Here is a 23326-nt window from a genome sequence, read left to right as displayed (position 1 = left end):
GTTATAGCCCCCTTTCCTTGATCCACTCTCGAACTTTAACGCCCGGTTCAAGACCATTAACACCAGAAGTTACGATGCGATCACCATCGTTCAACCCTGAAACAATATGGCGCTTTTCATCGATGATGATTGCGACATTTTCAACAATACCGTCGCTATTCACGCGCCACACAGAGACATCATCGCCATCAGTCATCATTGCTGATGTGGGAATTTTTGTGGCGGCTGCTAACGCTGAAACTAAATGAACTGTGCCTGACATACCCGGCAAAATACCAACATCGGTGGGTCTTTCCATTACCATGGTGACTTTGTACGACCCGGTTTTGGGATCCGCTTCAGTATCAACTTCTTGGAAGGTTAAAACGTAAGAGTTTTCAGGAAACGCATCAAAAACCATGGTTGCATCCATCTCGAACCCTGATGAAAAGCGCGTAATAAGTTGGTCGGGTAATAAGAAGACGACTTTAAGAATTTGATTGGTTTGAATATTCATCACGCCTTGTTTAGCCGCAATGTATTCATGGTTTTCAGCAGGAATGATGGAAATGGTTCCGTCATACGGCGCAACCAAAGTGGTGTAGCGAAGATTCGCGTTAGCTTGATTAAGCACCGCGCGAGCTGAATTGTGGTTCGCTTTCGCTTGGTCGAAATCTTGCTCTGATACCACACGATCTTTACGAAGTTTGATCGCACGTTGATATTGAACATCGGCTAGCTGAAAATTCGCTTTTGCTTGCTTCTCGAGTAGTTGATATTCATCGGGATTTAACTTAGCAAGCTCGTCGCCTTTAGACACGTGCTGCCCAGCGGTCACATCGATGCTCTGCAATAACCCAGGAACACGGAATGCGAGTACCGCTCTGTCACCAGCTTCTGTGGTAGCAGGGAAATTACGCTCAAAGGCATTATTACCGACGGAGACAGTGAAGAGTTTGGCGGGTCTGGACTCAGGTTCAGGCACGGGAGGAAGCTCCTTACCACACCCAGACAACCCAACTAAGGCTGTCAATAGGACAAGGGAGGCTCTATACATTGGTGATCATCCATATCTATAAATATTTTTATAACATAGATTAATCACATGTAACTTACCAGTCAGCGTAAGATTTATTTAGAAAAAATTATTAAAAAAAATAACGGCTTGGAATAAATTTTCCTAAACCGTTATCTAATCTTTTTTAGGTTTACCACTACATGTTCTTAAATGCGCGGTCGACTTTGAAAGTATCCGAAGTCACATAAGCTTCCATATTGCGGACACTAGTCTCTAATTTCTGGAAATCACCCTCTAAAGTGCCCAGTAACGACTCTGCGGTTTGCCCTTTTTCCCAAGGTTTTTGCTTGAGCGTGTGCTCCTGTTTAGCCTTCATTTGATCGACATACTGAGGTGGTTGTTTTTCAAGCATAAATGTCAAAGCTACATACGCTAATAACACCAAAAAGCTACCACCAAGCAGTGCCGCTGAGATAACCAAGATACGAACCAACCACACTTCAAGGCCAAAGTAGTTCGCTAACCCTGCACACACGCCAGACAGCTTACCGTTAATAGGATCGCGATACAGTTCTCTACTCATAGTTTCGTCTCCAGTTAGGTGACTCCGCATCCAGTATTTTTTCTAGTGTTTTCACTCGGTCTTGCATCGATTCAGCTTGAGCAGAAAGCTTGTGCAAACGCTGAAGATCCGTTTCTGAAAGACCATTACTGGATTTCTTCTTGCTGCGGTAATGTAAGAACAACCATAGCGGTGCCACGAAGATTAAAAAGACAATCAGTGGGCCTGCAATTAGAAATGTTGACATAGACAACTCCTAAATTATTTATCGCGGTTTTCAACTTGTTGCTTCAGTTTCACCAGCTCTTTTTCAATTTCATCTTGAGCTTGTAGATCTGCAAATTCTTGGTCTAACGATTTTGCGTTACCTGTTTTGGCGTAAACATCTGCTTCAGCTTCTAATTCATCCACTTTACGCGAGAATTGCTCAAACTTCGCCATTGCTTCGTGGGTTTTGCTTGAATGCAGATGCTTTTGAACATCACGACGATTGCTTGCCGCATTATTACGAATCATTAATGCTTGCTGCTTCGCACGTGTTTCTGCGATTTTGGTTTCAAGCTTGCCAATCTCACTGGTCAGCTTTTCGATGGTTTCGTGAACCAAGGTTTGCTCTGTGTGAAGGCTTTTGATTATATCTTCAAGTTTTTGCTTTTCGATTAGCGCCGCTCTAGCTAAGTCTTCACGTTGTTTAGTCAGTGCTAGTGTCGCTTTGTTTTGCCAATCTAGAATCTGAGTTTCGATAGCTTCAACTTTACGTGCTAACTCTTTTTTATCTGCGATAGCTTTAGCGGAGTTAGTGCGAACCTCAACCAGCGTATCTTCCATTTCTTGGATAATCAGGCGAATCATCTTTTCAGGATCTTCAGCCTTGTCTAAAAGTGCACTGATGTTCGAATTTACAATGTCTGCAAAGCGAGAAAAAATACCCATGAGGAACTCCTTAATTACAATGATGGCAAATGCGTTTCAAATCGTTGTGCGACTTTATCAATCCACTTGCTCAAAAATTTACGTTTGTTGTTAAACCTACCATAAATAATCCAAGTAGCGTGCCAACTTTTAAGCCATTTATTATCAGTTACTTACAATAAAATGGTGATTAACTCGAACCATGCTATGATGAATTTAGCCAAGTATTGGTATTTTTCACCACTATGGCTCTTACATGACCTCTCCAGCGATTAATTCATACAAGGACCCGCTATGCAGCAGAACCTCATTGGTGAATCACCTAGCTTTCTCTCTGTGTTAGATAAAGTTTCCCAACTCGCACCAATAGAAAGACCCATTCTGATCATTGGCGAACGTGGCACAGGTAAAGAGTTGATCGCACAAAGACTGCATTACCTTTCAAGACGTTGGGATCAACCTTTGATCTCATTGAACTGCTCAACCTTAAGTGAAGGTTTGATTGATTCAGAACTGTTTGGTCATGAATCGGGATCCTTTACGGGTTCGAAAGGGCGTCATCAAGGTCGTTTTGAAAGAGCAGAAGGCGGAACGCTGTTTCTGGATGAGCTGGCGACCACTCCCCTTGCGGTTCAAGAGAAACTACTGCGCGTTATTGAATACGGGCAATATGAACGTGTCGGTGGGCAAAAGGCGCTAAGTGCCAATGTCAGACTGGTGTGTGCAACCAATGCCGACTTACCAGACATGGCATTAAAGGGCGAATTCCGAGCAGACCTATTAGATAGACTGGCGTTTGACGTCATTACTATCCCTCCTTTGCGTGAGCGAAAAGAAGACATCATGCTACTGGCAGAATATTACGCCATTAAGATGTGTCGTGAATTGGAATTGGAGTTGTTTGTTGGCTTTGCCCCCTCTGCCGTTGAATCGCTTTTGGATTATTCTTGGCCAGGGAATGTACGAGAACTCAAAAACGTCATTGAGCGAGCTATCTATCAGCACGGAAAAGATCCATATCCTATTGAATATTTGGTGTTTAACCCATTTAAACCCGCATGGAAAACAGAGCAAGATTCCTCTCCGGAAACTGGCAATGAGCCGTCTAACAGCCATACTTCATCAGAGAGCTTGTTTTCTTTGCCGCTTGATTACAAAGCATGGCAAGAACAACAAGACATCAAGCTACTCAACCAAGCCCTCAAACAGAGCAAATATAACCAGAAACAAGCCGCAGAATTACTTGGGTTAACCTACAACCAATTACGTGGAATGGTGAGGAAGTACGCGATTGTCGGACAAGCTAACGATAAATAGCTGTCCACGCTTGATTATTATTTGGAGCCGAATAAATAAAATGTTAAATTGTCCGGATCTTGAGGCTCCTCTAACGCCTCGTTTCGAAAAGTATTTCTTTTTATGAAAGCACTAATAAGACTATCACTGAGCATCTGTACGCTGAGCTTTCTCGCTGGATGTGGTGAGTGTGTGAATCACGAGCAAATCCGTGAAAAAGGCTTCATTTATTGCGGCCAAGGTAATCCTAGTACCTTCAATCCACAGCTGGTTGATAGTGGCATTACCGCAGAATCGCTGAGTCCTCAAATTTTCGATACACTGCTCACTCTTGATCCGATGACGTACCGACCAAAACAGAACTTGGCGACAAGTTGGTCTGTTGATAAATCAGGTACAGAGTACACGTTCAAACTGCGCCCAAATGTTGCGTTCCAAACGACAGACTGGTTCACCCCTACTCGTAGCATGAATGCACAAGATGTGGTGTTTAGCTTTGAACGTGTCATTGATAGTTCAAACCCATTTCATTATGTGGGTGGCGGCCTATACCCATGGTTTGCCGGAATCGACTTCAAAAACCTGATTGTCGATATCACCGCAGTTGATGACCTAACGGTGAAATTCCAATTAAGTCGCCCAGACAATTCGTTTCTCAATAACATCGCCACCAGCTATGCAGTCATTCACTCTAAGGAGTATGCCAATCAGCTCATTGCAGCGGATGAGAAAAATCGAATCGATTCCAATCCAGTCGGCACTGGCCCTTTCTACTTAGATGAATACCAAATCAACGACCTAGTGCGCTTGAAAAAGAACAAGCACTACTGGAAAGGTGAAGTACAAATGGACCAAGTTGTGTTCGATACTTCGCAACGTGGAACAGGCACACTTGCCAAGCTTCTGCGTAGTGAGTGTGACGTGCTCAACTCACCAATTTCTAGCCAAATCCCTATTATTCAGGCTCATGAAGAGTTGAAGATTTCTGCTACTCCGGCGGTTAATGTCTCTTTCATCGCGCTGAATACTGAGCACCCTGCACTGCGTGACTCTCGAGTTCGTAAAGCGCTCAACTTAGCCATCAATCGTCAGAACATTCTTGATTCTGTGTATTACGGTACAGGAACCAAAGCCTACACCTTGCTTCCTCCGACTTCTTGGGCTCACCAAAAAGACAGCGTTCAAGTTCGCTACGACCGAAACTATGCGGTTGCGCTTCTCAAAGAAGCTGGCGTTGAACCTGGGTTAGAGCTTTCAATGTGGGTACCACTAGAGCCACGCGCATACAATCCAAGTCCAAGAAAAACGGCAGAACTTATCCAAGCAAACTTAGCCGATATTGGTATTGAATTGAAACTCTATACCGACGACCGATTTGACCGCACACAGTTGTCCTCTATTTCCTCAACAGACTTGTTGCTTACAGGCTGGATAGGCAATACCGGTGACCCGGACAACTTCTTACGTCCGCTGCTCTCATGCAGCTCTGAGCGTGCAGGGTTAAACGTCTCGATGTGGTGTAATTCAGACTTTGATTTCCTTCTCGACTTAGCATTAGAGATCAATCAACAAAGGCACCGTGTGAACTTGTACCGACAAGCCCAAAACATTCTCAATGAAGAAGTTCCTGTGATTCCTTTAGCTCATGGCGTGCAATTTCGCGTGCACGATCGTTCGCTAACAGGCTTTAAAGCAAGTCCTTTCAATGCCCAACCTTTTGATCAAGTCAGAAGAGAGGTGCAGTAATGTTTTGGTATACATTAAGACGTGTAAACTTATTCGTTATTACGCTAGGAATTCTGACCTTGGTAGGTTTTTCCCTGCTTCGATTAGACCAAACCTCACCTTGGGCAATTCAAGATTTTTGGCCCGGTTGGATTAGCTATATCACTGAATTATCGACGCTAAACTTTGGCCTAAGCAAACACGGTGTGCCTATCATCGATGAGTTGGTCCTGGTGTTCCCTGCAACGCTAGAGCTGTGCTTCTTTGCCTTTGTGTTGGCACTCATCATCGGTATCCCTTTCGGCACCATTGCTGGTATGAGACAAGGTAAATTTGTTGATACCACCATATCGTTCACCTCAATGGCCGGTTACTCTGCGCCTATATTTTGGGTCGCGTTGCTGATGATCATGGTGTTTTCACTGCACTTTGAAATGTTCCCAGTTGGTGGCCGATACGACCTACTTTACGAGATTGAACACGTGACTGGATTCGCGATGATTGACGCCTTTTTTGCCGAGGGTCGCTACCGTGCGCACGCACTACAAAGTGTTATCGAGCACATGGCGTTGCCTTGTCTTGTTTTAGCACTGGCGCCAACGACTCAGGTCATCCGATTGATGAGAGCGTCAGTGGCTGAAGTAATGACGCAAAACTACATCCGCGCTGCGCGAATTAAAGGTCTTTCCACTAGAGAGATCATCACGCAGCACGTGCTAAGAAACGCGATACCTCCGATTATTCCTAAGGTCGGTGTTCAGCTATCGAGTATGTTAACGCTTGCTATTGTTACCGAGTCTATCTTTAACTGGCCGGGCATTGGCCGCTGGTTATTGGATGCCTTATCGAATCAAGATTACGTTTCAATTCAAGCTGGTGTAATTGTGGTGGCTACCTTAGTTTTGACCGCTAATATTCTGTCCGATCTACTGGGCGCGATGATCAATCCACTGGTAAGGAAGGAATGGTATGCTAACAAATAACGTCTACCAAGAAGAACAGATTCCAACCCAGTTCGAACGTTTCTGGCGCAGCTTCCGCAGCAATAATCTAGCTATGTTTGGCTTGTGGTGTTTGGTGCTTATCATTCTGGTCACCGTCACTTCACCGTGGCTAGCCCCGCATGATGCACAAGAACAAACCGGTCACCTATTAACGCCGCCCTCTTGGGATCCTGCGGGAACGGTAGAATACTTTTTGGGTACGGATGACTTAGGCAGAGATATTCTCTCTCGCCTAATAATTGGCTCTCAGTTAACCTTCGGCGCCGCGGTGGTGATTACCTTTATCGCAGCCGTCATTGGTTGTCTGATTGGCGTACTTGCTGGTATGACGCGCGGTTTACTATCAAGCACGCTAAACCACCTGCTTGATACTGTTATGTCGATTCCATCTCTTCTGCTGGCGATTATCTTCGTGGCATTCCTTGGCTTTGGGGAGTTTAATATCTTGCTCGCCTTGTGCTTGGCACTGATCCCGCGCTTTATACGCTCGGTGTACATTGCCGTGCATGCTGAAGTAGAAAAAGACTATATTCTGGCTTCTCGCCTTGATGGTGCGAACGATTTTTACCTGCTATGGAACTCAATCCTTCCGAACATCCTTACCGTGATCGCTCTTGAAGTTACGCTGGCACTGTCAGTCGCAATTCTTGATATCACGGCTTTAGGTTTCCTAGGGCTTGGCGCTCAAGCACCGAGTACCGAATGGGGCTCCATCTTGGGTGATTCGGTCGAGTTGATTTACCTTGCGCCATGGACAGTTACCCTACCCGGCTTAGCTATTATGTTTACAGTTATCGTGATTAACCTCGTCGGTGAAGGTGTTCGCCAAGCGCTAAATGCAGGAATCGAATAATGCCGTTACTTGATATTCGACATCTAACCATCGAGATTGAGACCCCTCAAGGGATGGTTAAAGCCGTAGATCGAATGAGTATTACCCTCAATGAAGGGGAAATTCGTGGCTTAGTAGGTGAATCAGGCTCAGGTAAGAGTTTGGTTGCAAAAGCGATCGTCGGAGTATGTAAAGAAAACTGGAAGGTTTCTGCAGACCGAATGCGCTTAGGTAATATCGACCTACTGCAACTGACGCCGAAAGAAAGACGCCGAGTGATCGCCCGCGATATCGCAATGATCTTCCAAGAGCCATCAACGTGTCTTGACCCTTCTGAAAAAGTAGGTAACCAGCTCGTTGAAGCGATCCCTTCCCATTCGTTTGAAGGTCGTTGGTGGCAACGATTTAAGTGGCGTAAGAAGCAAGCGATCGCATTACTACACAAAGTCGGCATCAAAGACCACTCTCGCCTAATGGACAGTTACTCTTATGAGCTGACAGATGGTGAGTGTCAAAAAGTCATGATCGCAATGGCGATCGCTGCCAAGCCAAAAGTCTTGATTGCTGACGAGCCAACCAACGATTTAGACCCAATTACACAGTCTCAAATATTGCGTCTTTTGAGTCGTATGAACCAGATCAATAACACCACCATCGTGTTGATCGGCCATGACTTAACCACCATTACCCAATGGGCGACTCGCATTACCGTGATGTACTGTGGTCAATCGGTAGAATCCGCTGATACACCGAAGCTGTTGGATGCACCAAAGCACCCGTACACCGTTGCTTTGTTAAAAGCGATGCCAGACTTTAACGACTGGATTCCCCACAAGGAGAAGCTCCAGTCTTTGCCGGGGTCAATTCCACCGCTGCAACATCTTCCTATTGGTTGTCGATTAGGGCCTCGCTGCCCATACGCACAAAGGCAGTGTGTCGAGATCCCACATACGAAACGTATCAAGAACCATAAGTTCAACTGTCACTTCCCTCTGAATATGGAGAAGAAAAAGAAATCATGAGTGCATTATTAGAAGTCAGTAATTTGTCTAAAGACTTTACGACTCGCTCTGGTCTTTTCCGTAAAAAGATTCATCAGGCGGTGAAGCCAGTTAGCTTTTCTCTTGAAGCAGGCCAGACAATTGGTTTTATCGGCCAGAATGGTTCTGGCAAATCAACATTAGCCAGAATGCTCGCAGGCATGGTGGAGCCAACCGCAGGCGAGATCCGCGTGAATGGCGAAAAGCTAGAGCACAAAGACTACTCGACTCGTTGTAAGCTGATTCGAATGATCTTCCAAGATCCGAATACGTCACTTAACCCGCGCATTCAGATCGGTCGAATTCTTGAAGGTCCATTAAAGCGAAACACCAACATGCCTCCAGAAGCTCGTATGCGTCGTGTGAAAGACACACTACTGCGCGTAGGCCTTCTACCGGAACATGCGTATTTCTACCCTCAGATGCTTGCTGCAGGCCAGAAACAAAGGGTTTGTTTGGCTCGTGCCTTAATACTTCAGCCATCCATCATTGTTGCTGATGAAGCTTTAAATGGTTTGGACATGGCAATGCGCTCGCAAATCATCAATCTGTTCTTAGAGTTACAAGAAGAGATGGGCGTATCGTTCGTTTATGTATCTCAACACCTCGGTATTGTTAAGCACATTACCGACAAGATTATTGTCATGCATGAAGGCAATGTGGTTGAGAGTGGGGAAACGGATCAAGTGTTAACCAATCCAACTCACCAAATCACCCAAAGATTGGTTGAGAGCCATTTCTCCAAAGCGCCGAACCACTAATCTCGAATCACGCTACGTTCAACAAAGGGGAAAGGTATGTTATTAAGAGCTTCAATGCTTCCCCTTTTGTTGGCGCTGTTTTCCTTTAACGCAACAAGCACACCCCTCACCTGGCTAGATAGAAGCTTCGTCGAAACTGCCTTTTATAACGTCGCACTTCAACACGAATATTCCCAAGGCAACAAACCACTCGCCAAATGGAAACAACCGATCAAGATTTGGATCGATCATCGAGTGGGCGATGAGGAACTGCATCAAGAGCTCACAGAGCTTCATATCAAACACTTATCTGAAGTCACCCAACATCCAATAACAATCGTCAGTAAAGAGTCCGAAGCGAACGTTAAATGGATATACACAAGGCAGAGCCAGTGGGTATCTGAGGCGAAATCGGTGCTCAAGCTCAACTCAACTGAACATTTAAATAGCGCCATCTGCACGGCGGGCTATAGAACCAATTCTAAAGGCGAGATTGTATACGCTGGGATTGTAATCCCGGTTGATCAGGCAAGATCGCGAGGTAAGCTGGTCGCCTGTATCGTGGAAGAGATCACACAAGTTCTAGGCCTGCCGAATGATTCAGATAAAGCCTACCCTTCTATTTTCAACGACCACACGCCAGAAGACTTATTATCGCCGTTAGACGTAGTGCTACTGCAATTGCTGTATGAACCAGAATTGAAAGCTGGAATGACAAAATCTGAAGTAAAACCTATCGTTCGAAAGATACTCAAGAGATACAGCAAAACAGGTGTGCTTCAGCAAGCTTCTAAAGCCGCACAGCAAGCGCCTTTGTATCAGTTGATTGGGTATTGACGAATATACGTTGGAAGTAACTTAGATGGGATAATTGAATGATAGCGCTGCCTAAGAAAGGCAACGCTGACTTACGATGTTACTGTATTACGAAAGAACTAGCGCTTAGCTGCCTGCTTTTTCAATTCGAAGTCGAACTCATCCGGGAACAAGATAACGCCTTCTTCTTGCTCGTTCGGGAATACTACAACAGCAAGTTCGTCGTCTTCTAGACCGTTCGTCCAGCGACTGTGCCATTTGTTCAACGAAATAGACTCAGCTTTACACTCAGACCAATCACCCGTTGCCCATGATTCTGCGAACTCTTGGTTTGGCCATACTGGAACACAATCTTCATCTTCTGTGTTCAGCATTACACAACCGTGTTCATCGGTTAAGATCCATACTTCACGGTTTGCTACGATTTCTTTCACACAGTATTTCAGGCGTTGCTCGCCCGTATACTTGTTGATTTCAGCGATTTTTTTATCGTCTAGCTGTGTAGTCATCTTAATTTCCTACTTTAGTCAGTAACTTTGCTCTTAAAGCTATTTTATGCCGAGTGTTTTTAACTTCAAACATTATCGATGAAGAAGAAAGTCTACTTCAAAGAAAAACGCCTGCTAAATAAGCAGGCGTTTAATATTAAGCGACTTGATTAAACAAGCTCACCTTGTAGCCAAGGCCAGCCTTGCTTCTTACGGCTTAGTGTATTTTCCATCATCAATACGCCGTCTTTCTCGTGCTTAACCAATTTCTCAGCCCACTCACCTTTGTATAGAAGACGAGTTTGAGCAGTAGTGATATCTGTTAGCATTACCGCAGCGAACGCTAGACCATCTTTCTCACAACGCTCTTCAAGATCAGCTTCTAGCGCCTCAATCATGCCGTCTACTTGCTCAAGAGTCGCAAGTTCAACTTGACCAACAACAACATCACGACCGTTGAATGGGTAGCCTTTAAGGTCTTTTTCTACTAGCTGTGCAGCAGATAGGCCTTCGATGTTTGTCTTAGCGATTAGAAGCGCTTTGATGAATGCATCAACGTCTTCTACACCTGCGATTTCAGCAAGCTCAGCAACGGCGTCTTTGTCTTTTTGAGTACATGTTGGAGAAGCGAAACCCACTGTGTCTGAAAGAATTGCAGACATCATTAGTTTAGCGATTTGTTGAGAGATTGCGTGACCTTCAATCTTGAACATGTTGAAAAGTACAGTGTTTGTACAACCAACAGGCCAGATCCAAGCTTCCATTGGGTTTACTGTCATCACGTCACCTAGACGGTGGTGATCGACAATACCTACGATCTCTGCATCAGCAACATCATCTGGTGCTTGTGCTAGATCTGAGTAGTCTACTAGCCAGATTTTCTCACCAGCAACAGAAGTACGAAGCTCTGGCTTTTCAGCACCAGCGACTTCTAGAATGTGTTGAGTTTCGCGGTTGATCTCGCCTTGGCGAATTGGTGTCGCTTCCTCGCCACGAGCTTTAAGAAGCTCTGTTGCAACTAACGCACTACAAATACTGTCACTATCAGGGTTTTTGTGACCAACAACTAAAATCATGTTTCTTCCTATTACACTAACAATTATGACTCTACCTTTAGAGCCTCTCTTTATTAGCCATACTTTACCTCATTTTTTCAGATTGGTCATGTTTCGTAGGTTTAGCCAATAGTAACAATAGATAAAAAAACAACAAATGCAATTGATAATTATTATCATTCGTATATATTTATCTTAAGCCACTATTTTTGAGTAACACCTATGGATCGACTAATCTCTTTTTTGCCAAGCAGCAGCGCTGCGAAAACAACTCAGTTTTCACTGTCCTTTAAGCGCCTGCTTTTACCTATCTCACTTGCAGCTTTAGTTATGGCGCCTGCCACGCGAGAATTGACGGTCACTATCTTGTCAGACGCGTTTTGGGCAGTGTCTTGTTATGTTGCTTTAACCTTGGCTATTTACCACTGGTTAAGTCTGTACATAAACAAAGATAACGTCTTCAATAAGCTCGTCCATCAATCTCGTTCAAACCAAGTGGTATTCGCGGCTCTCATGGGCGCGTTGCCCGGCTGTGGCGGTGCGATAGTGGTAACCACACAATTTATCTCGGGAAAACTCGGATTTGGTGCGGTAGTTGCGGTGCTCGTCTCAACCATGGGTGACGCGGCGTTCCTGCTCATAGCGAGCGAGCCTAAGACAGGTTTAGCCATGATGGCGATGGGCGTGATTGTCGGAACTGCGTCAGGCCGAATCATTAACTTGTTTCACGCAGACGACTTCTTACGCCCAAAAAAAGCACAGAAAAATGAAGTGGTGAGCAGCTGTGCTTCTCAATCTCAAGACAAAGAATCGGTCTCTAAAAAAGCGATAAACCTGCAAGGTTACCTGTGGTCTGTACTGATTATTCCGGGTGCTGCCGTTGCCCTACTTGGCTCTTTTCAAGTCGATGTGAACGAGCTGCTCGCTTTGCCTGAAATGTCGATGGAATGGGCGGGGACAGTTTTGCTGATCAGCTCGATGTTTCTGTGGGGGCTAACCCGTGAAATTGAGGATTACAAATCAGCCGTGAGTGAGGACGAAAAGTGTATAGGCTCTCACCCATTGCAAAAGACCGCTCAAGATACAAACTTTGTCACCGCTTGGATGGTGGTTGCCTTTCTTTTCTTTGAATTTGGCTCTGTGATAGCAAATGTTGATTTTGCGACGCTATTCTCAAGCTGGGGCATCATGCTCCCCCTGGCTGGCGTGTTGATGGGTTTGCTACCGGGCTGTGGACCGCAATTATTGGTCACTAGCTTATACCTTTCAGGCGCCCTGCCACTTTCGGCTCAGGTAGGTAACGCAATTTCAAATGATGGTGACGCGCTATTCCCTGCGATTGCGATGGCTCCCAAAGCGGCACTGGTCGCGACCTTATACTCTAGTGTGCCCGCACTAATCTGTGCTTATAGCTACTGGTTTATATTTGAGATCTAACTTGAGTAGAGTTAACTCCATAGGCTTCTGTAAGGTCGGTACTTTGTATCGGCCTTTTTGTTTCCGCCTGCTTAAGTCTTTCCACAGGTTCTTTTTACATTCCCTTCCTGCTTCACTGCTTCTACCACCTCTCTCAAACAGCGCGTTACAGCCTGTCTCAAAAACGCCCTCTATTAGCCCTGTATAATGCTTATTTAGAAACACCAACAACTGATATCAAAAATACAAAAAGCCCCTGTAAGAGTGCTTACAGGGGCTTTAATTCAAGCTTTAATCTTGGTTCTTAAGACAAGACTTAAGAAACTTCGATTGGACCACCGAATGAAGTTACTGGAGGCAGTTTGCCTTGGAACTTCTCGAAATCAACCAAACATGTGTTTGCTGACGTTGCTTGAGCAAGTTCAGACGTACCGATATCTTGAGTCAGTGTGTTTGGATCGCCGTATGTATCTAGCGCGCCCACTTTCTCGTTGATCGGACCGTACCAAGCACCTTCTTCGATACGAACAACACCAGGAGCATAGCTATCCATTAGAACAGCACCCGCTAGTAGTTGACCACGGTCGTTGAACACACGTACTACATCGCCATCTTTGATGCCTTTCTTCTTAGCATCTACTGGGTTGATGTAGATTGGCTCACGGCCTTGTACCGCGTAAGTCGCACGCCACTCTTCAGATTCACACATCTGAGAGTGAAGACGCTTGTCTGGGTGACAAGATTGTAGCCAGTACGGGTGCTTGTCAGAGCCTGGACCACCGTGTGAACGTTCAGATTTCTCGAACCACATTGGGTGTTCTTGACAGTGCTCGTAACCCATGTTGCCAACAGTACGGCTTGTGATTTCGATGAAACCAGAAGGCGTGCCTAGTGCGTTGATCTCTGGATCTTCACGGAATGAAGCGTGACGAGTCCATGGCTTACCTTTGCCGAAGTCTAGGAAACCTTTCTCCCAGAACTCAGCAAACTCAGGCATTTCGAAGCTACCTTCGTTTGATGCGCGACATTCGTCGTACAGAGATTTAACCCACTGCATTTCGTCCATACCACGCGTGTAATCGTCGTAACGACCCCAACGCTTAGTTAGGCTAGACATGATCTCGAAGTCAGTCTTAGACTGGAACAGAGGATCCACTAGCTTGTGCATTGCGATCAAACCACGGCCAGAGTACGCGCCGTAACCATCGATATCGTTACGTTCCCACTGAGTACAAGCTGGAAGAACAATATCAGAGTGACGACAAGTTGCAGTCCAAGCGAAATCAACAGCCACTACAGTTTGTAGGCTCTTGAATGCTTTACGCATCTTGTTGCGATCTTGGTGGTGGTGCCACGGGTTGTTACCACTGAATACCATCATCTTGATGTCAGGCAGTGTCACTGTTGCGCCGTTTGCTTTGATCTTCTTACCTGGTTCTAGCAGGCTATCTACCCAACGCGCAACAGGGATTACGCGGCTGTAGCCGTTGTAATCAGTGTTAGTGTGCTTAGGCGATTGACCTTGGTCGATGTTCAGCGGGAATGAACCCGGAGCAGCGAAGCCAGTTGAAGATACACCGATACCAGAGTAGTGGTGACCGTAAGAGATACCACCGCCTGGAAGACCAATTTGGCCAACCATTGCTGCGATAACTGCACACATCCAGTAAGGCTGTTCACCGTGCTCCTGACGTTGGATACTCCAACCAACAAGAATCTGTGTACGACCGTTAACCAGCATCTTAGCGAATTCACGGATAGAGTCCGCGCTTGCGCCACAGATAGCAGAAGCCCATTCTGGCGTCTTCTCAACTCTGTCTTTCGTTTCACCTTGAACGTACTTGATGAAATCTTCAAAACCTAGACAGTAAGTTTCGATGAACTTCTTGTCGTATAGGCCTTCGTTGTAAAGAACGTGAGCAACACCAAGCATGAACGCCACATCAGTTTGTGGGTTGATGTACATTTGCTCGTTTTCTAGGTAACGACCTGTTTTGTTTTTAACAGGGTCAACAGAAACAACGTTGATCTCTTTCTTAGCAACTTTTTCTTTCAGCTGTTCTAGGTATGCGAACGACTCGTGAGTCTCACATGTCCAACCTACTTGAAGGTTTTTAACTGGATCGTTACCCCAAAGAACAATGTTGTCACTGTTTTCTAGGATAAGTTCCCAAGATGTACCTTGTGCGTACACTTCAGTAGAACCTAGCACGTAAGGCATGATCGTTTGACCAGCACCTGTTGAGTAGTCACCGATTTTCTTCACAGAGTAACCGTGAAGTGCCATTGCACGTTGCATGTGGTTAGTACAGCTATGGAACTGACCTGTTTGTCTCCAACCAGTTTGACCTGTGTGAAGCGCCCATGGACCGTAATCTTTCTGTACGCGCTCTAGCTCGCGGTAAACAAGGTCTAGTGCCTCATCCCAAGTCACACGAATAAAGCGGTTGTTACCACGCGTGTCTGCGCTGTACTTATGCTTCTTCAACCAATCTAGGCGAACCATTGGGTAACGCACACGTGATGGGCTGTAGATAATACCTTTAATACCTTTCAGCATCTCTGTTGGGTGCTGATCGATTTCTAGAGGTTTAATTTCTTGTACTTTACCCGCGTAAACGCGAGCTCGGAATGCACCCCAGTGAGAACCAGAGACTTTCCACGCACCGTCTGTTTCTGCTGCAGACGCTGATGCCGACGCCAATAAGCTTGGACCGATAACCGATGCCGCACTTGTAGTAGCGACACCTTTCAGAAAACTTCTTCTTGTAATTGCCATTGTGTTACTCCAATTGACGTCTTATTAGTGATGGCCTTCAGAAAAATCTGATGAGTGCTTCTGTAGATACTTAAGAACCAGTGCTTCTGTATCTGTATCGAAGTTAACGAATGCAATCATACCATCTAGCATGCCTACCCAACCGTTAGCGCTGAAGTGAGCTTCATCTGGCTGTGAGTGACACGTTGAACAGTTAGATTGGTACGCTTGACCCGCTGCGTTCCAGATTGGATCGAAGTTATCAACCATAGACTCTTTCTTCATCCAAAGTGCTAGGTTAACTTCTTCCCATGGAAGGCCAGTAAGCTCATCTTCTTTCTTCTCACCAACAGTGATAACGTCACTTTGAGATACTTCTTTCGTCAAGATTGCAGTCGAGATGTTCATACCGAAGTCTTCTTGGATTACACGTCCGAAGCCTTTCGCTTTACGCCAACCGTCGATTTGAATCTTGATCATATCGCCTTTTTCGTCGATAACCGCAACTTTACTTGCAGGGCTTAATAGACCCGCTTCAACTTCAGCTGTTTCATCTGTGTACATTGGTAGGTGACGAATAGAGATCACGTCTGAACCATTTGCGTAAGATGTGCTGCTTGCTACGTTTTCTAGCTCGCCAACAATACCGCTCGCTGATGCCATATCTAATGGAAGGTTGTGAGCAATACCTTTGTGACAGTCAACACAGCTTTGATCACGCTCTGCCGCGTTCTTCATCTGGATACGCGCTGTTGGGCGCATGTTTTCGAAATCCATTGAATCGTAGTTGTGGCAGTTTTTACACTCTAGAGATTTGTTCGAAGAGAAGCGATCCCATTCGTGTTTAGCCAGTTCGATACGACGAGCTTCGAATTTCTCAGGCGTATCTAGGTCACCAAATACTTGAGCGAATACTTCTTTAGAAGCTTGCATCTTACGAGCGATTTTTGCTGTCCATTCATGTGGAACGTGACAGTCAGGACAAGTAGCACGTACACCAGAAGTGTTTTTCCAGTGAACCGTTTCTTGTAGTTCTACGTATACGTTGTCACGCATGGTGTGACAGCTTACACAGAATTCTTCTGTATTTGTGTGCTCTAGAGCTGTGTTAAAACCGCCCCAGAAAATAACACCGGCGATAAAGCCACCCATAGTTAGTACACCAAGACTGATGTGTACTGCTGGGCGAGTCATTGTGCGCCATAATTTAACTAAAAATGATTTCATGTTTAGCTCTCTTAAATATTGATTTTAAAAAATGTTGTTACTTAGAGGGCATTACATGCCGCCGTGAGCACCTGGAGGTCCGAATACAAACACTTGCAGTGCCCAAACTAGGAAGCCGTAACCGCCTACAAAAGCCACACTTAATATTGGGAAGAGAACCACCGCGATGAAGAGGAAAGACTTCCACTCCAGCGAATGTTTTTCGCTAGTTTCAATTTTATTAACATCACTCATACATTTTGCCTATTTTGTATTTAGTAATTTCGAGTAACCCATTCTATGGGGCTAAAGTTCTTAAGTATCTAACGACAAATTTTAGACCATACTCAAAGTAGGGTTCAATCAAATCTCCCGTTATAACCCTTGCTAATCAATACTTTTTTGAGCTCATCCAAAGTTGTTTTTAGTTAAACAAAGTTATTAAAAAGTATTAACAAATGTGAAGAATTAAGTATATTTCACAAATGTTAAATTCCAACACCTGCGCAACCGTATTGTAACCAATTTTAACGTTTTACCTACTAAGTAGTAGCCAAAAATGCCTCAAAAAACCAATATTCTGTGGTTTGATTGTTAAATTATTGAGTATTTTTTAAAGCAACGGCTGAGAAGCTGAAATGCATCATTTGGCACTTTCAGATATGATGGGGACCTACTTAAAAGGAAACATTATGCAAGACGTTATTGATATATCTTGGTGGCAGTTATTGTTCTTCAGCTCACTTCTCTTGCTACCCATTACCATCAACCACAAGTTAAAACTCGGCCTTGGCAAAGAGGCTTCTATCAGCATCATTCGTATGGTTATTCAGCTATTTCTGGTGGGACTTTACCTAGAATACTTGTTCACTTTGAATAGTTTGTGGGTCAATTTGCTGTGGTTATTTACTATGATTATCGTCGGTGCAAGCTCGATTGTTGAAAAATCTAGACTGCCAAGAAACCTACTTTTGGCTCCTGTCGCCGTTAGCCTTGCGGTAACTTGTGTACCTATTGTCTTGTTCATCTGCTTTTTCATCATTAAGCCGACACCGGTTTTTAACGCGCAGTACCTTATCCCAATCGCAGGGATGTTATTGGGTAATAGCTTAAGCAGTAATATCGTGGCATTGCAGAACCTGTTTGGTGCCTTTGAAACACAGAAATCAGAATATGAAGCAGCAATCGCGTTAGGCGCGTCTCCTACTTATGCTGCTGCGCCTTTTGTACGTAATGCAATACAGAAAGCGATGTCCCCTATCATGGCCTCTATGGCAACCACAGGCTTAGTAACGCTGCCAGGAATGATGACTGGACAGATCTTAGGTGGTGCTTCACCGATGATCGCGATTAAGTATCAACTGATGATCATGCTGGCGATTTTCGTGATGATGAGCTGCTCTCTAGCCCTTGTACTTCACCTCTCATTGAAGACATCTCTGACCAAAGAAGGGCGAGTTCTCGCTCAAATACAGCCTTCGAAATAACCTCCCTACTCCACTTAGATCTGGTTACTCACTGAATTTGAGACAGGTTATCCACAGAAACTGTGGATAACCAAATCAATATAGATCCTTTTTTGTCCATTTCGACCCAAGGAAAGATCATCGCCTTCGATCTTTGGGTGATTTCAAAGACATATACACACATGGTAATCAGCGCTGTTGAATTTTCAGATGATCATTAGAGAGATGAAGAAGTAGGTTTTCCACAAATAAAAAACGGCCTGCAATGCAGGCCGTCTTGTAAATGTCATAAGTCAGTTCAGTGTTTCCACAGAGCGTTAACTCATTTCGTCAACTGAGTTAGTCACGTAGGTAGATCAACCAGTACCACATACCAACAAAGATACCGCCGCCAATGATGTTACCGATGGTAACGGGCAGCAAGTTGTTCATCAAAAAGTCCGCCATGTTCAGATCAACATAGTCCGCTGGGTTAGCGCCTGTCATTGTCCAAAATTCAGCCGAAGCAAATGTTTTGATGCCGATAGCTAAAGGCACTTGGAACATATTTGCAATACAGTGCTCAAAACCAGCCGATACGAACATCGCTACAGGTAAAATCATTACCGCAATTTTGTCAGTCAGAGTACGTCCACTAAACGTCATCCATACCGCGATACAAACTAATACATTACACATGATGCCGAGCGCGATAGCTTGGATAAAATCATGGTGCATCTTATGTTGAGAGATCGCCATTGCATTCAAACCCACTTGGCCGTGGTCGAACATGTACTGTTTGGTCAGTAACATACAAGCCACCAGCATCAATGCGCCAATCAAGTTACCTACATAAACCGTAGCCCAGTTCTTAACGAGCGTGCGCCAAGTAATCTTGCCACTTGCACGAGCAACCAGAGTCAGCACCGAACTGGTAAATAGCTCACCACCGGTAACAACAACGAGAATTAAGCCCAAGCTAAATGCAAAGCCACCTAATAAGCGAGTAATACCCCACGGCAAATCACCAGCACCAGTCGTTACGATGGTGTAAAACACAAACGCAATACCGATATGTATGCCAGCGGAAATCGCTAGGAGAAAAGATTTGATTGGATCTTTGGTTGCTTTACCTACGCCAATATCTGCAGCGCGCTCAGCCATTTGTGGCGGTAATAATGAGTCAAATTGGTTTAGATTCATGATGATTTACATTTTGAAACATGTCGTCGGGAGCGCGATAATCCTCTCTTTCATTTCTGAATTCAAGAGCTATTTTAGGCACAAAATAGCTCTCACAGCCTTGTTGAAAGCAAATAGTCCGAGTTATTCCAAATTCATACGACTTTAGTAGTAAAAAGAAAACTCTGCTGAATGATTAGTTATCAGCATAGAAAACAACACATCTATAAATATCAACAAGTTACGTTAAAAATCAAAGAATAACGTACACTAAAATGTCTCACAGAGCGCTTTTATTTCTAGATTTTGACATAGATCAACAGAACGTAAAAAAACGCCCTAAGGCGCTTTTAACTCAATCACAAATAAAGAAATTAGTGATGCTAAACCGAAGGTTCAATCACTTCTTCTGATGATTGTTCTAGGGTTGAATCCTCTAGAGTAGATTCAACAGCTGGGGACATCACATCAGAGTCACTTTCGTTGGCCACTTTGCCACCTAAGCTTTTCAAACTATCCACTAACTCTTCTAAGCTTTTAATGTGAGCATCACTCTTGGTAATCTGCTCACCGAGCAACTCACTGTGCTTGGTTGCTTCAGACAGTTGCTGCGCTTGCTTCTGGTTTTCAGACTCCTGCTTAGCTAATTGCTCAGTCAAAGTTTTAATCTCTGACTTTAATGACGCCGTCATGTCTGAGCCTTTCAGCGCTTTAACACTCGCTACAATTTTTTGAGACTGAAGACGCAATACAACATCACGGTGATCTTCATCATTAACCACTCGTGAAATGCTCAATAACTGGTTCTCTGCATTCAAAACCGACTGTTCGAACTGGTCGCCTTTTACGCTCGCCAGCACTTTGACTTCATGAGCAACACTGCGTACGTGGTTTAATTCGAACTCCGCAGCGTGAACTGCGTCTTCAATGATAGACTTTTCACGGGGACTGGCTTTCACTTGGCTTTCTGCCAAAGCAATTTGAGATGCCGCTTTAGCAAACGTCAGTGGAACAACGTCATCGAAATCTTCATCTTCCAAGAACTCTAATTCGTTCTTCAAAGGTTCGATGTATTTCTTATGCGCCACTTTAACTTCTAGTAAGCGAGCATTGTTAAGAAATTCCACCTGCGCTTCTTGAGCGTCTTCAAGCTCATCGACCAGCACATACTCGAACAACTCGCTGTATTCTGAATACAAACGTTTGTAGCTCGAGGTAAACATGGTATCTGCGCCAAGAAACTTCAGGTAATCCATTTGGACAATCGAATCCGCGAGTACTCGATCAGCCTTCTTCTTTAACACTAAGATCGAGTCATAGTTTGATTTGATCAAAGCGATTTTTTCATCGAAGGCTTCAGCGTAAGTTAGGCTCGAAAAAATGGAGTAACTCTTGGTTATCCGAGTTTCGTCTTTAAGTAAGTCCGCATAAATGCTTTCAGCATCATCCCATGCGTCTAATAGTTCATTGTAATTCTCTGGTGCATAGAGAGACAATTGAGCATGGTCTTCAAGCTTAACTTCCCATTCGGAGTAAACGCTTTGGACAGACTGAAATGAACGGACCTCTATTGTCGATTCATTATTGTTGTTTGTGGTTTGGTTCGCGTCTGTCTGCTCTGAGGGTGTGCTTTGACAACCTGAGATAGCAAATAGCATACTGATCGTTAATGCTACTTTGTTCGCTCTCACTTATGCATATCCTTTTTATACAATATTCGCTCAATGCAAAATATTTCTAGTCACAATATATTACAACCACTTAGCAATAAACATCACTGATGATTTAAGTGGGTGCAAATCACCCAATATAACCAAAATAAACTCATCACTCGATGATTAATCAATCAATTTGGTATCACTTATCAATTCTCTTTATTTGCTATTGCCTGAGCCGAGAATGCGCACTAAGGTGAAGGTAGAGAACGTTATGAATATATAGGTTAATTATGAAGTACAACGCTGAACATATTGCTGATTTAAACCTCCTTCTTCAATTTGATGTAAGTAGTGCAGCTACTGGAATTAAAGTCCATCAAGAGGCAGCTCAAGAAACTCAAGACGCTGTTAAGCGCCTATTCGAAAAAAACCTTTGTACTCAGCCAGACGGCGGTTACCTAACAGATGAAGGTATCGAGATGGCAGAGCGCGCAGACAAGCTTCTTCGCGTACTAAACTAAAGCTCCATTGTTCTAGTAAAAACTCCACTTGCTTCGGCCGTGGAGTTTTTTCATTTTTGGGCAAAGCTTTGTTAGGCTTATTGTAAATTCGTCATTTGCAGTTGTGAGGAACACATGGCTTCTATATTTATTGTCGGTGCAGGATGGGTAGGTGCACCTTTATCTGAACATTTAGAAAAACATGGTAACCGAGTAGTGGTCACGAAAACGACCCAAGCGGGAGCAGATGCCATTGGTAGCGAACAAATTCCATGTGAAGTGTTTAGCTTTGATTCATCCGATCCACAACAGACTATCGGGCGACTCTATTCATTGTTACTCGAAAACAACACTGAAATTGTGATTGGCAGCTTCCCTCCTGGCTTTAGAAAAGGAGCAGGACAAGAGTATGCCGACTACTGGCAGCAACTCACCAATGCATGCCAAAAGGCCAACATTAAAAAGCTCATTATGGTTAGTTCAACTACGGTATACCCAACTAAGCCGGGTGTGCTGAACGAGCTGGATGCATCACTCCCTCTTTCGACCTCAGATAACGAGCACGCGTCTTTATTTTCCGATAACGCACGAATCATGCTGCAAGCTGAACAGTCAGTGATTGATTCCGGTATCGACTACACCATTCTTCGCTTTAGTGGCTTAATCGGCCCAAGCCGTCACCCATCACGCTTCGCAAGCAAGTTAAAACAAGTCAGCACTCAAGCTCCAGCCAACATGCTGCACCTTGATGATGCAATTGGTGCTGTCGATTTCGCTATCAGTCAACTGCACAATGAAATAGTTAACGTGACCACACCAAATACAGTCAGTAAGGCGGAGTTTTATGCCGCGGCACTGAAAAGCGCCAACAGCAGTGAGCCTCTGCCCGCTGTTGTTGATACCCCAGACAAGTTAATCTCTTCGAAGAAGATTCTCGACTTAGGTTATTCATTTAAATTCGAATCCACACTGGACGCACTTCATGACTGAACAATCTATTGCTAACAAAAATCCCAACATAAAACTGCATCGCTCAGTCGACACCCTTTGGAACTTTATGTCGATGGGTCACAAGGTTACGCCTTCCGACTGTATCTTTGTATTGTGTAGCAACGATACTCGCGTAGCTGAATATGCAGCCGAGCTTTATCACCAACAGATCGCGCCTTACATCGTTTTTTCTGGCGGTGTGGGGCGCTTTACCGAAAGAAGCTTTGAACGCTCAGAAGCAGAAACATTCGCTTCTATCGCACGAGATTGTGGCGTGCCTGACTCTGACATTATCATAGAGAAACACGCAACAAATACTGGGGAAAATGTACGATTCACTCATGAGTTGCTGACAGAAAAAGGGTTATCGCCGAAGAGGCTAACCTTAGTTCAGAAGCCCTTCATGGAGAAACGTACCTACGCAACCTTCAGTAAACAATGGCCTGACGAAACTTCCGAGATTACCGTGACGTCGCGATGGCAAACTTGGGATGATTACTTTAACGAAGAGTTGCCGTTAGATATGGTGTTAGGCGCATTAATTGCTGATTACGAGCGAATCAAATTCTACCCAGCCCAAGGCTTTCAAATTGAGATGCCGATCCCCGACGACGTTGACCACGCCTATCAAGCATTGAAGAAGCTCGGTTTCGAATAAGCAAAAGTTAGACTTTGAACAAAGTAAAAGCTCGGCAGGAAATAAA

23 protein-coding genes are annotated in these 23326 nt (G+C 44.5%); 12 read left to right on the top strand and 11 right to left on the bottom strand.

The window, feature by feature from the left end:
- Window position 1: 1 nt before the first annotated feature.
- The 4 genes from AB4307_RS08805 to pspA form a co-directional block, all read right to left on the bottom strand.
- Window positions 2-1036 carry an efflux RND transporter periplasmic adaptor subunit gene (locus tag AB4307_RS08805; RefSeq protein WP_108208855.1) on the bottom strand — a complete coding sequence of 345 codons (1035 nt, stop codon included), beginning with the start codon at window positions 1034-1036 and terminating at the stop codon, window positions 2-4.
- A gap of 157 nt (window positions 1037-1193) precedes the next feature.
- Window positions 1194-1580: an envelope stress response membrane protein PspC gene (pspC, locus tag AB4307_RS08800; RefSeq protein ID WP_029222097.1), complete on the bottom strand. Its 387-nt coding sequence runs from the start codon at window positions 1578-1580 to the stop codon at window positions 1194-1196.
- Entirely contained in the window at window positions 1573-1806 is a 234-nt protein-coding gene (gene pspB, locus AB4307_RS08795; RefSeq protein WP_004734605.1) for an envelope stress response membrane protein PspB, read from the bottom strand. Before pspB ends, pspC begins: the two co-directional genes overlap by 8 nt.
- Window positions 1807-1820: 14 nt before the next feature.
- Entirely contained in the window at window positions 1821-2492 is a 672-nt protein-coding gene (gene pspA, locus AB4307_RS08790) for a phage shock protein PspA (RefSeq protein WP_108121478.1), read from the bottom strand.
- Window positions 2493-2765: 273 nt separating this feature from the next.
- Here pspA and pspF point away from each other — a divergent pair, with 273 nt between their 5' ends.
- The 7 genes from pspF to AB4307_RS08755 all read left to right on the top strand — a co-directional run bounded on the left by pspF (window position 2766) and on the right by AB4307_RS08755 (window position 9945).
- On the top strand, window positions 2766-3788 hold the full coding sequence (gene pspF / locus AB4307_RS08785) for a phage shock protein operon transcriptional activator (RefSeq protein ID WP_017060309.1): 1023 nt from the start codon (window positions 2766-2768) through the stop codon (window positions 3786-3788).
- 102 nt (window positions 3789-3890) lie between these two features.
- Window positions 3891-5513, top strand: a complete 1623-nt coding sequence (gene sapA / locus AB4307_RS08780; protein WP_372131661.1) for an ABC transporter substrate-binding protein SapA — start codon at window positions 3891-3893, stop codon at window positions 5511-5513.
- Complete coding sequence (locus tag AB4307_RS08775; protein WP_017060307.1) at window positions 5513-6475, top strand: ABC transporter permease; 963 nt, start codon at window positions 5513-5515, stop codon at window positions 6473-6475. The genes sapA and AB4307_RS08775 overlap by 1 nt, the downstream gene beginning before the upstream one ends.
- Complete coding sequence (gene sapC, locus AB4307_RS08770) at window positions 6462-7349, top strand: putrescine export ABC transporter permease SapC (RefSeq protein WP_017065331.1); 888 nt, start codon at window positions 6462-6464, stop codon at window positions 7347-7349. The genes AB4307_RS08775 and sapC overlap by 14 nt, the downstream gene beginning before the upstream one ends.
- A complete protein-coding gene (locus AB4307_RS08765) occupies window positions 7349-8350 on the top strand; it encodes a peptide ABC transporter ATP-binding protein (protein ID WP_017060305.1) in 1002 nt (333 codons plus the stop codon). The genes sapC and AB4307_RS08765 overlap by 1 nt, the downstream gene beginning before the upstream one ends.
- Window positions 8347-9129 carry a peptide ABC transporter ATP-binding protein gene (locus AB4307_RS08760; RefSeq protein ID WP_372131659.1) on the top strand — a complete coding sequence of 261 codons (783 nt, stop codon included), beginning with the start codon at window positions 8347-8349 and terminating at the stop codon, window positions 9127-9129. The genes AB4307_RS08765 and AB4307_RS08760 overlap by 4 nt, the downstream gene beginning before the upstream one ends.
- Before the next feature lie 36 nt (window positions 9130-9165).
- Entirely contained in the window at window positions 9166-9945 is a 780-nt protein-coding gene (locus AB4307_RS08755; RefSeq protein WP_372131657.1) for a DUF2927 domain-containing protein, read from the top strand.
- Window positions 9946-10043: 98 nt separating this feature from the next.
- Here the strand turns inward: AB4307_RS08755 and AB4307_RS08750 are convergent, their stop codons facing one another.
- The gene (locus tag AB4307_RS08750) at window positions 10044-10433 is read right to left on the bottom strand and encodes a DUF2750 domain-containing protein (protein WP_004734596.1); all 390 of its coding nucleotides are present in this window, start codon (window positions 10431-10433) and stop codon (window positions 10044-10046) included.
- Between the two features lie 149 nt (window positions 10434-10582).
- Entirely contained in the window at window positions 10583-11488 is a 906-nt protein-coding gene (locus tag AB4307_RS08745; RefSeq protein WP_017630461.1) for a manganese-dependent inorganic pyrophosphatase, read from the bottom strand.
- Window positions 11489-11689: 201 nt separating this feature from the next.
- On the opposite strand from AB4307_RS08745, the gene AB4307_RS08740 reads away from it, so the two are divergent.
- Complete coding sequence (locus AB4307_RS08740) at window positions 11690-12904, top strand: putative manganese transporter (RefSeq protein WP_372131655.1); 1215 nt, start codon at window positions 11690-11692, stop codon at window positions 12902-12904.
- Between the two features lie 295 nt (window positions 12905-13199).
- Here AB4307_RS08740 and torA read toward each other — a convergent pair whose 3' ends face one another.
- From torA to torE, 3 genes are read right to left on the bottom strand one after another with little or no spacing between them, the layout of a single operon-like run.
- On the bottom strand, window positions 13200-15662 hold the full coding sequence (gene torA, locus AB4307_RS08735; RefSeq protein ID WP_372131653.1) for a trimethylamine-N-oxide reductase TorA: 2463 nt from the start codon (window positions 15660-15662) through the stop codon (window positions 13200-13202).
- Window positions 15663-15686: 24 nt separating this feature from the next.
- On the bottom strand, window positions 15687-16868 hold the full coding sequence (gene torC, locus AB4307_RS08730; protein ID WP_017060299.1) for a pentaheme c-type cytochrome TorC: 1182 nt from the start codon (window positions 16866-16868) through the stop codon (window positions 15687-15689).
- A gap of 51 nt (window positions 16869-16919) precedes the next feature.
- Window positions 16920-17102, bottom strand: coding sequence for a trimethylamine N-oxide reductase system protein TorE (gene torE, locus AB4307_RS08725; RefSeq protein WP_017060298.1), 183 nt, complete (start codon window positions 17100-17102; stop codon window positions 16920-16922).
- A 437-nt stretch (window positions 17103-17539) separates the two neighbouring features.
- On the opposite strand from torE, the gene AB4307_RS08720 reads away from it, so the two are divergent.
- Window positions 17540-18334: an ABC transporter permease gene (locus AB4307_RS08720; protein ID WP_017067668.1), complete on the top strand. Its 795-nt coding sequence runs from the start codon at window positions 17540-17542 to the stop codon at window positions 18332-18334.
- A 318-nt stretch (window positions 18335-18652) separates the two neighbouring features.
- On the opposite strand, the gene focA is transcribed toward AB4307_RS08720, so the two are convergent.
- Window positions 18653-19495, bottom strand: a complete 843-nt coding sequence (gene focA / locus AB4307_RS08715; protein ID WP_372131651.1) for a formate transporter FocA — start codon at window positions 19493-19495, stop codon at window positions 18653-18655.
- A gap of 362 nt (window positions 19496-19857) precedes the next feature.
- Window positions 19858-21165 (bottom strand): ATPase, encoded by a 1308-nt coding sequence (locus AB4307_RS08710; protein WP_136978555.1) that lies wholly within the window; start codon window positions 21163-21165, stop codon window positions 19858-19860.
- A gap of 257 nt (window positions 21166-21422) precedes the next feature.
- On the opposite strand from AB4307_RS08710, the gene AB4307_RS08705 reads away from it, so the two are divergent.
- From AB4307_RS08705 to AB4307_RS08695, 3 genes are all read left to right on the top strand, one after another.
- Complete coding sequence (locus tag AB4307_RS08705; RefSeq protein WP_017060280.1) at window positions 21423-21653, top strand: TIGR02647 family protein; 231 nt, start codon at window positions 21423-21425, stop codon at window positions 21651-21653.
- 114 nt (window positions 21654-21767) lie between these two features.
- A complete protein-coding gene (locus AB4307_RS08700) occupies window positions 21768-22622 on the top strand; it encodes an NAD(P)H-binding protein (RefSeq protein ID WP_017060279.1) in 855 nt (284 codons plus the stop codon).
- Complete coding sequence (locus AB4307_RS08695) at window positions 22615-23280, top strand: YdcF family protein (RefSeq protein ID WP_372131649.1); 666 nt, start codon at window positions 22615-22617, stop codon at window positions 23278-23280. The genes AB4307_RS08700 and AB4307_RS08695 overlap by 8 nt, the downstream gene beginning before the upstream one ends.
- Window positions 23281-23326 lie beyond the last annotated feature (46 nt).

This window comes from Vibrio sp. 10N.261.52.C2, assembly GCF_041471425.1.
GTDB lineage: Bacteria > Pseudomonadota > Gammaproteobacteria > Enterobacterales > Vibrionaceae > Vibrio > Vibrio crassostreae_C.
Note: the sequence above shows the minus strand (reverse complement) of the source record. Positions and strands in the feature narration are given on the sequence as shown.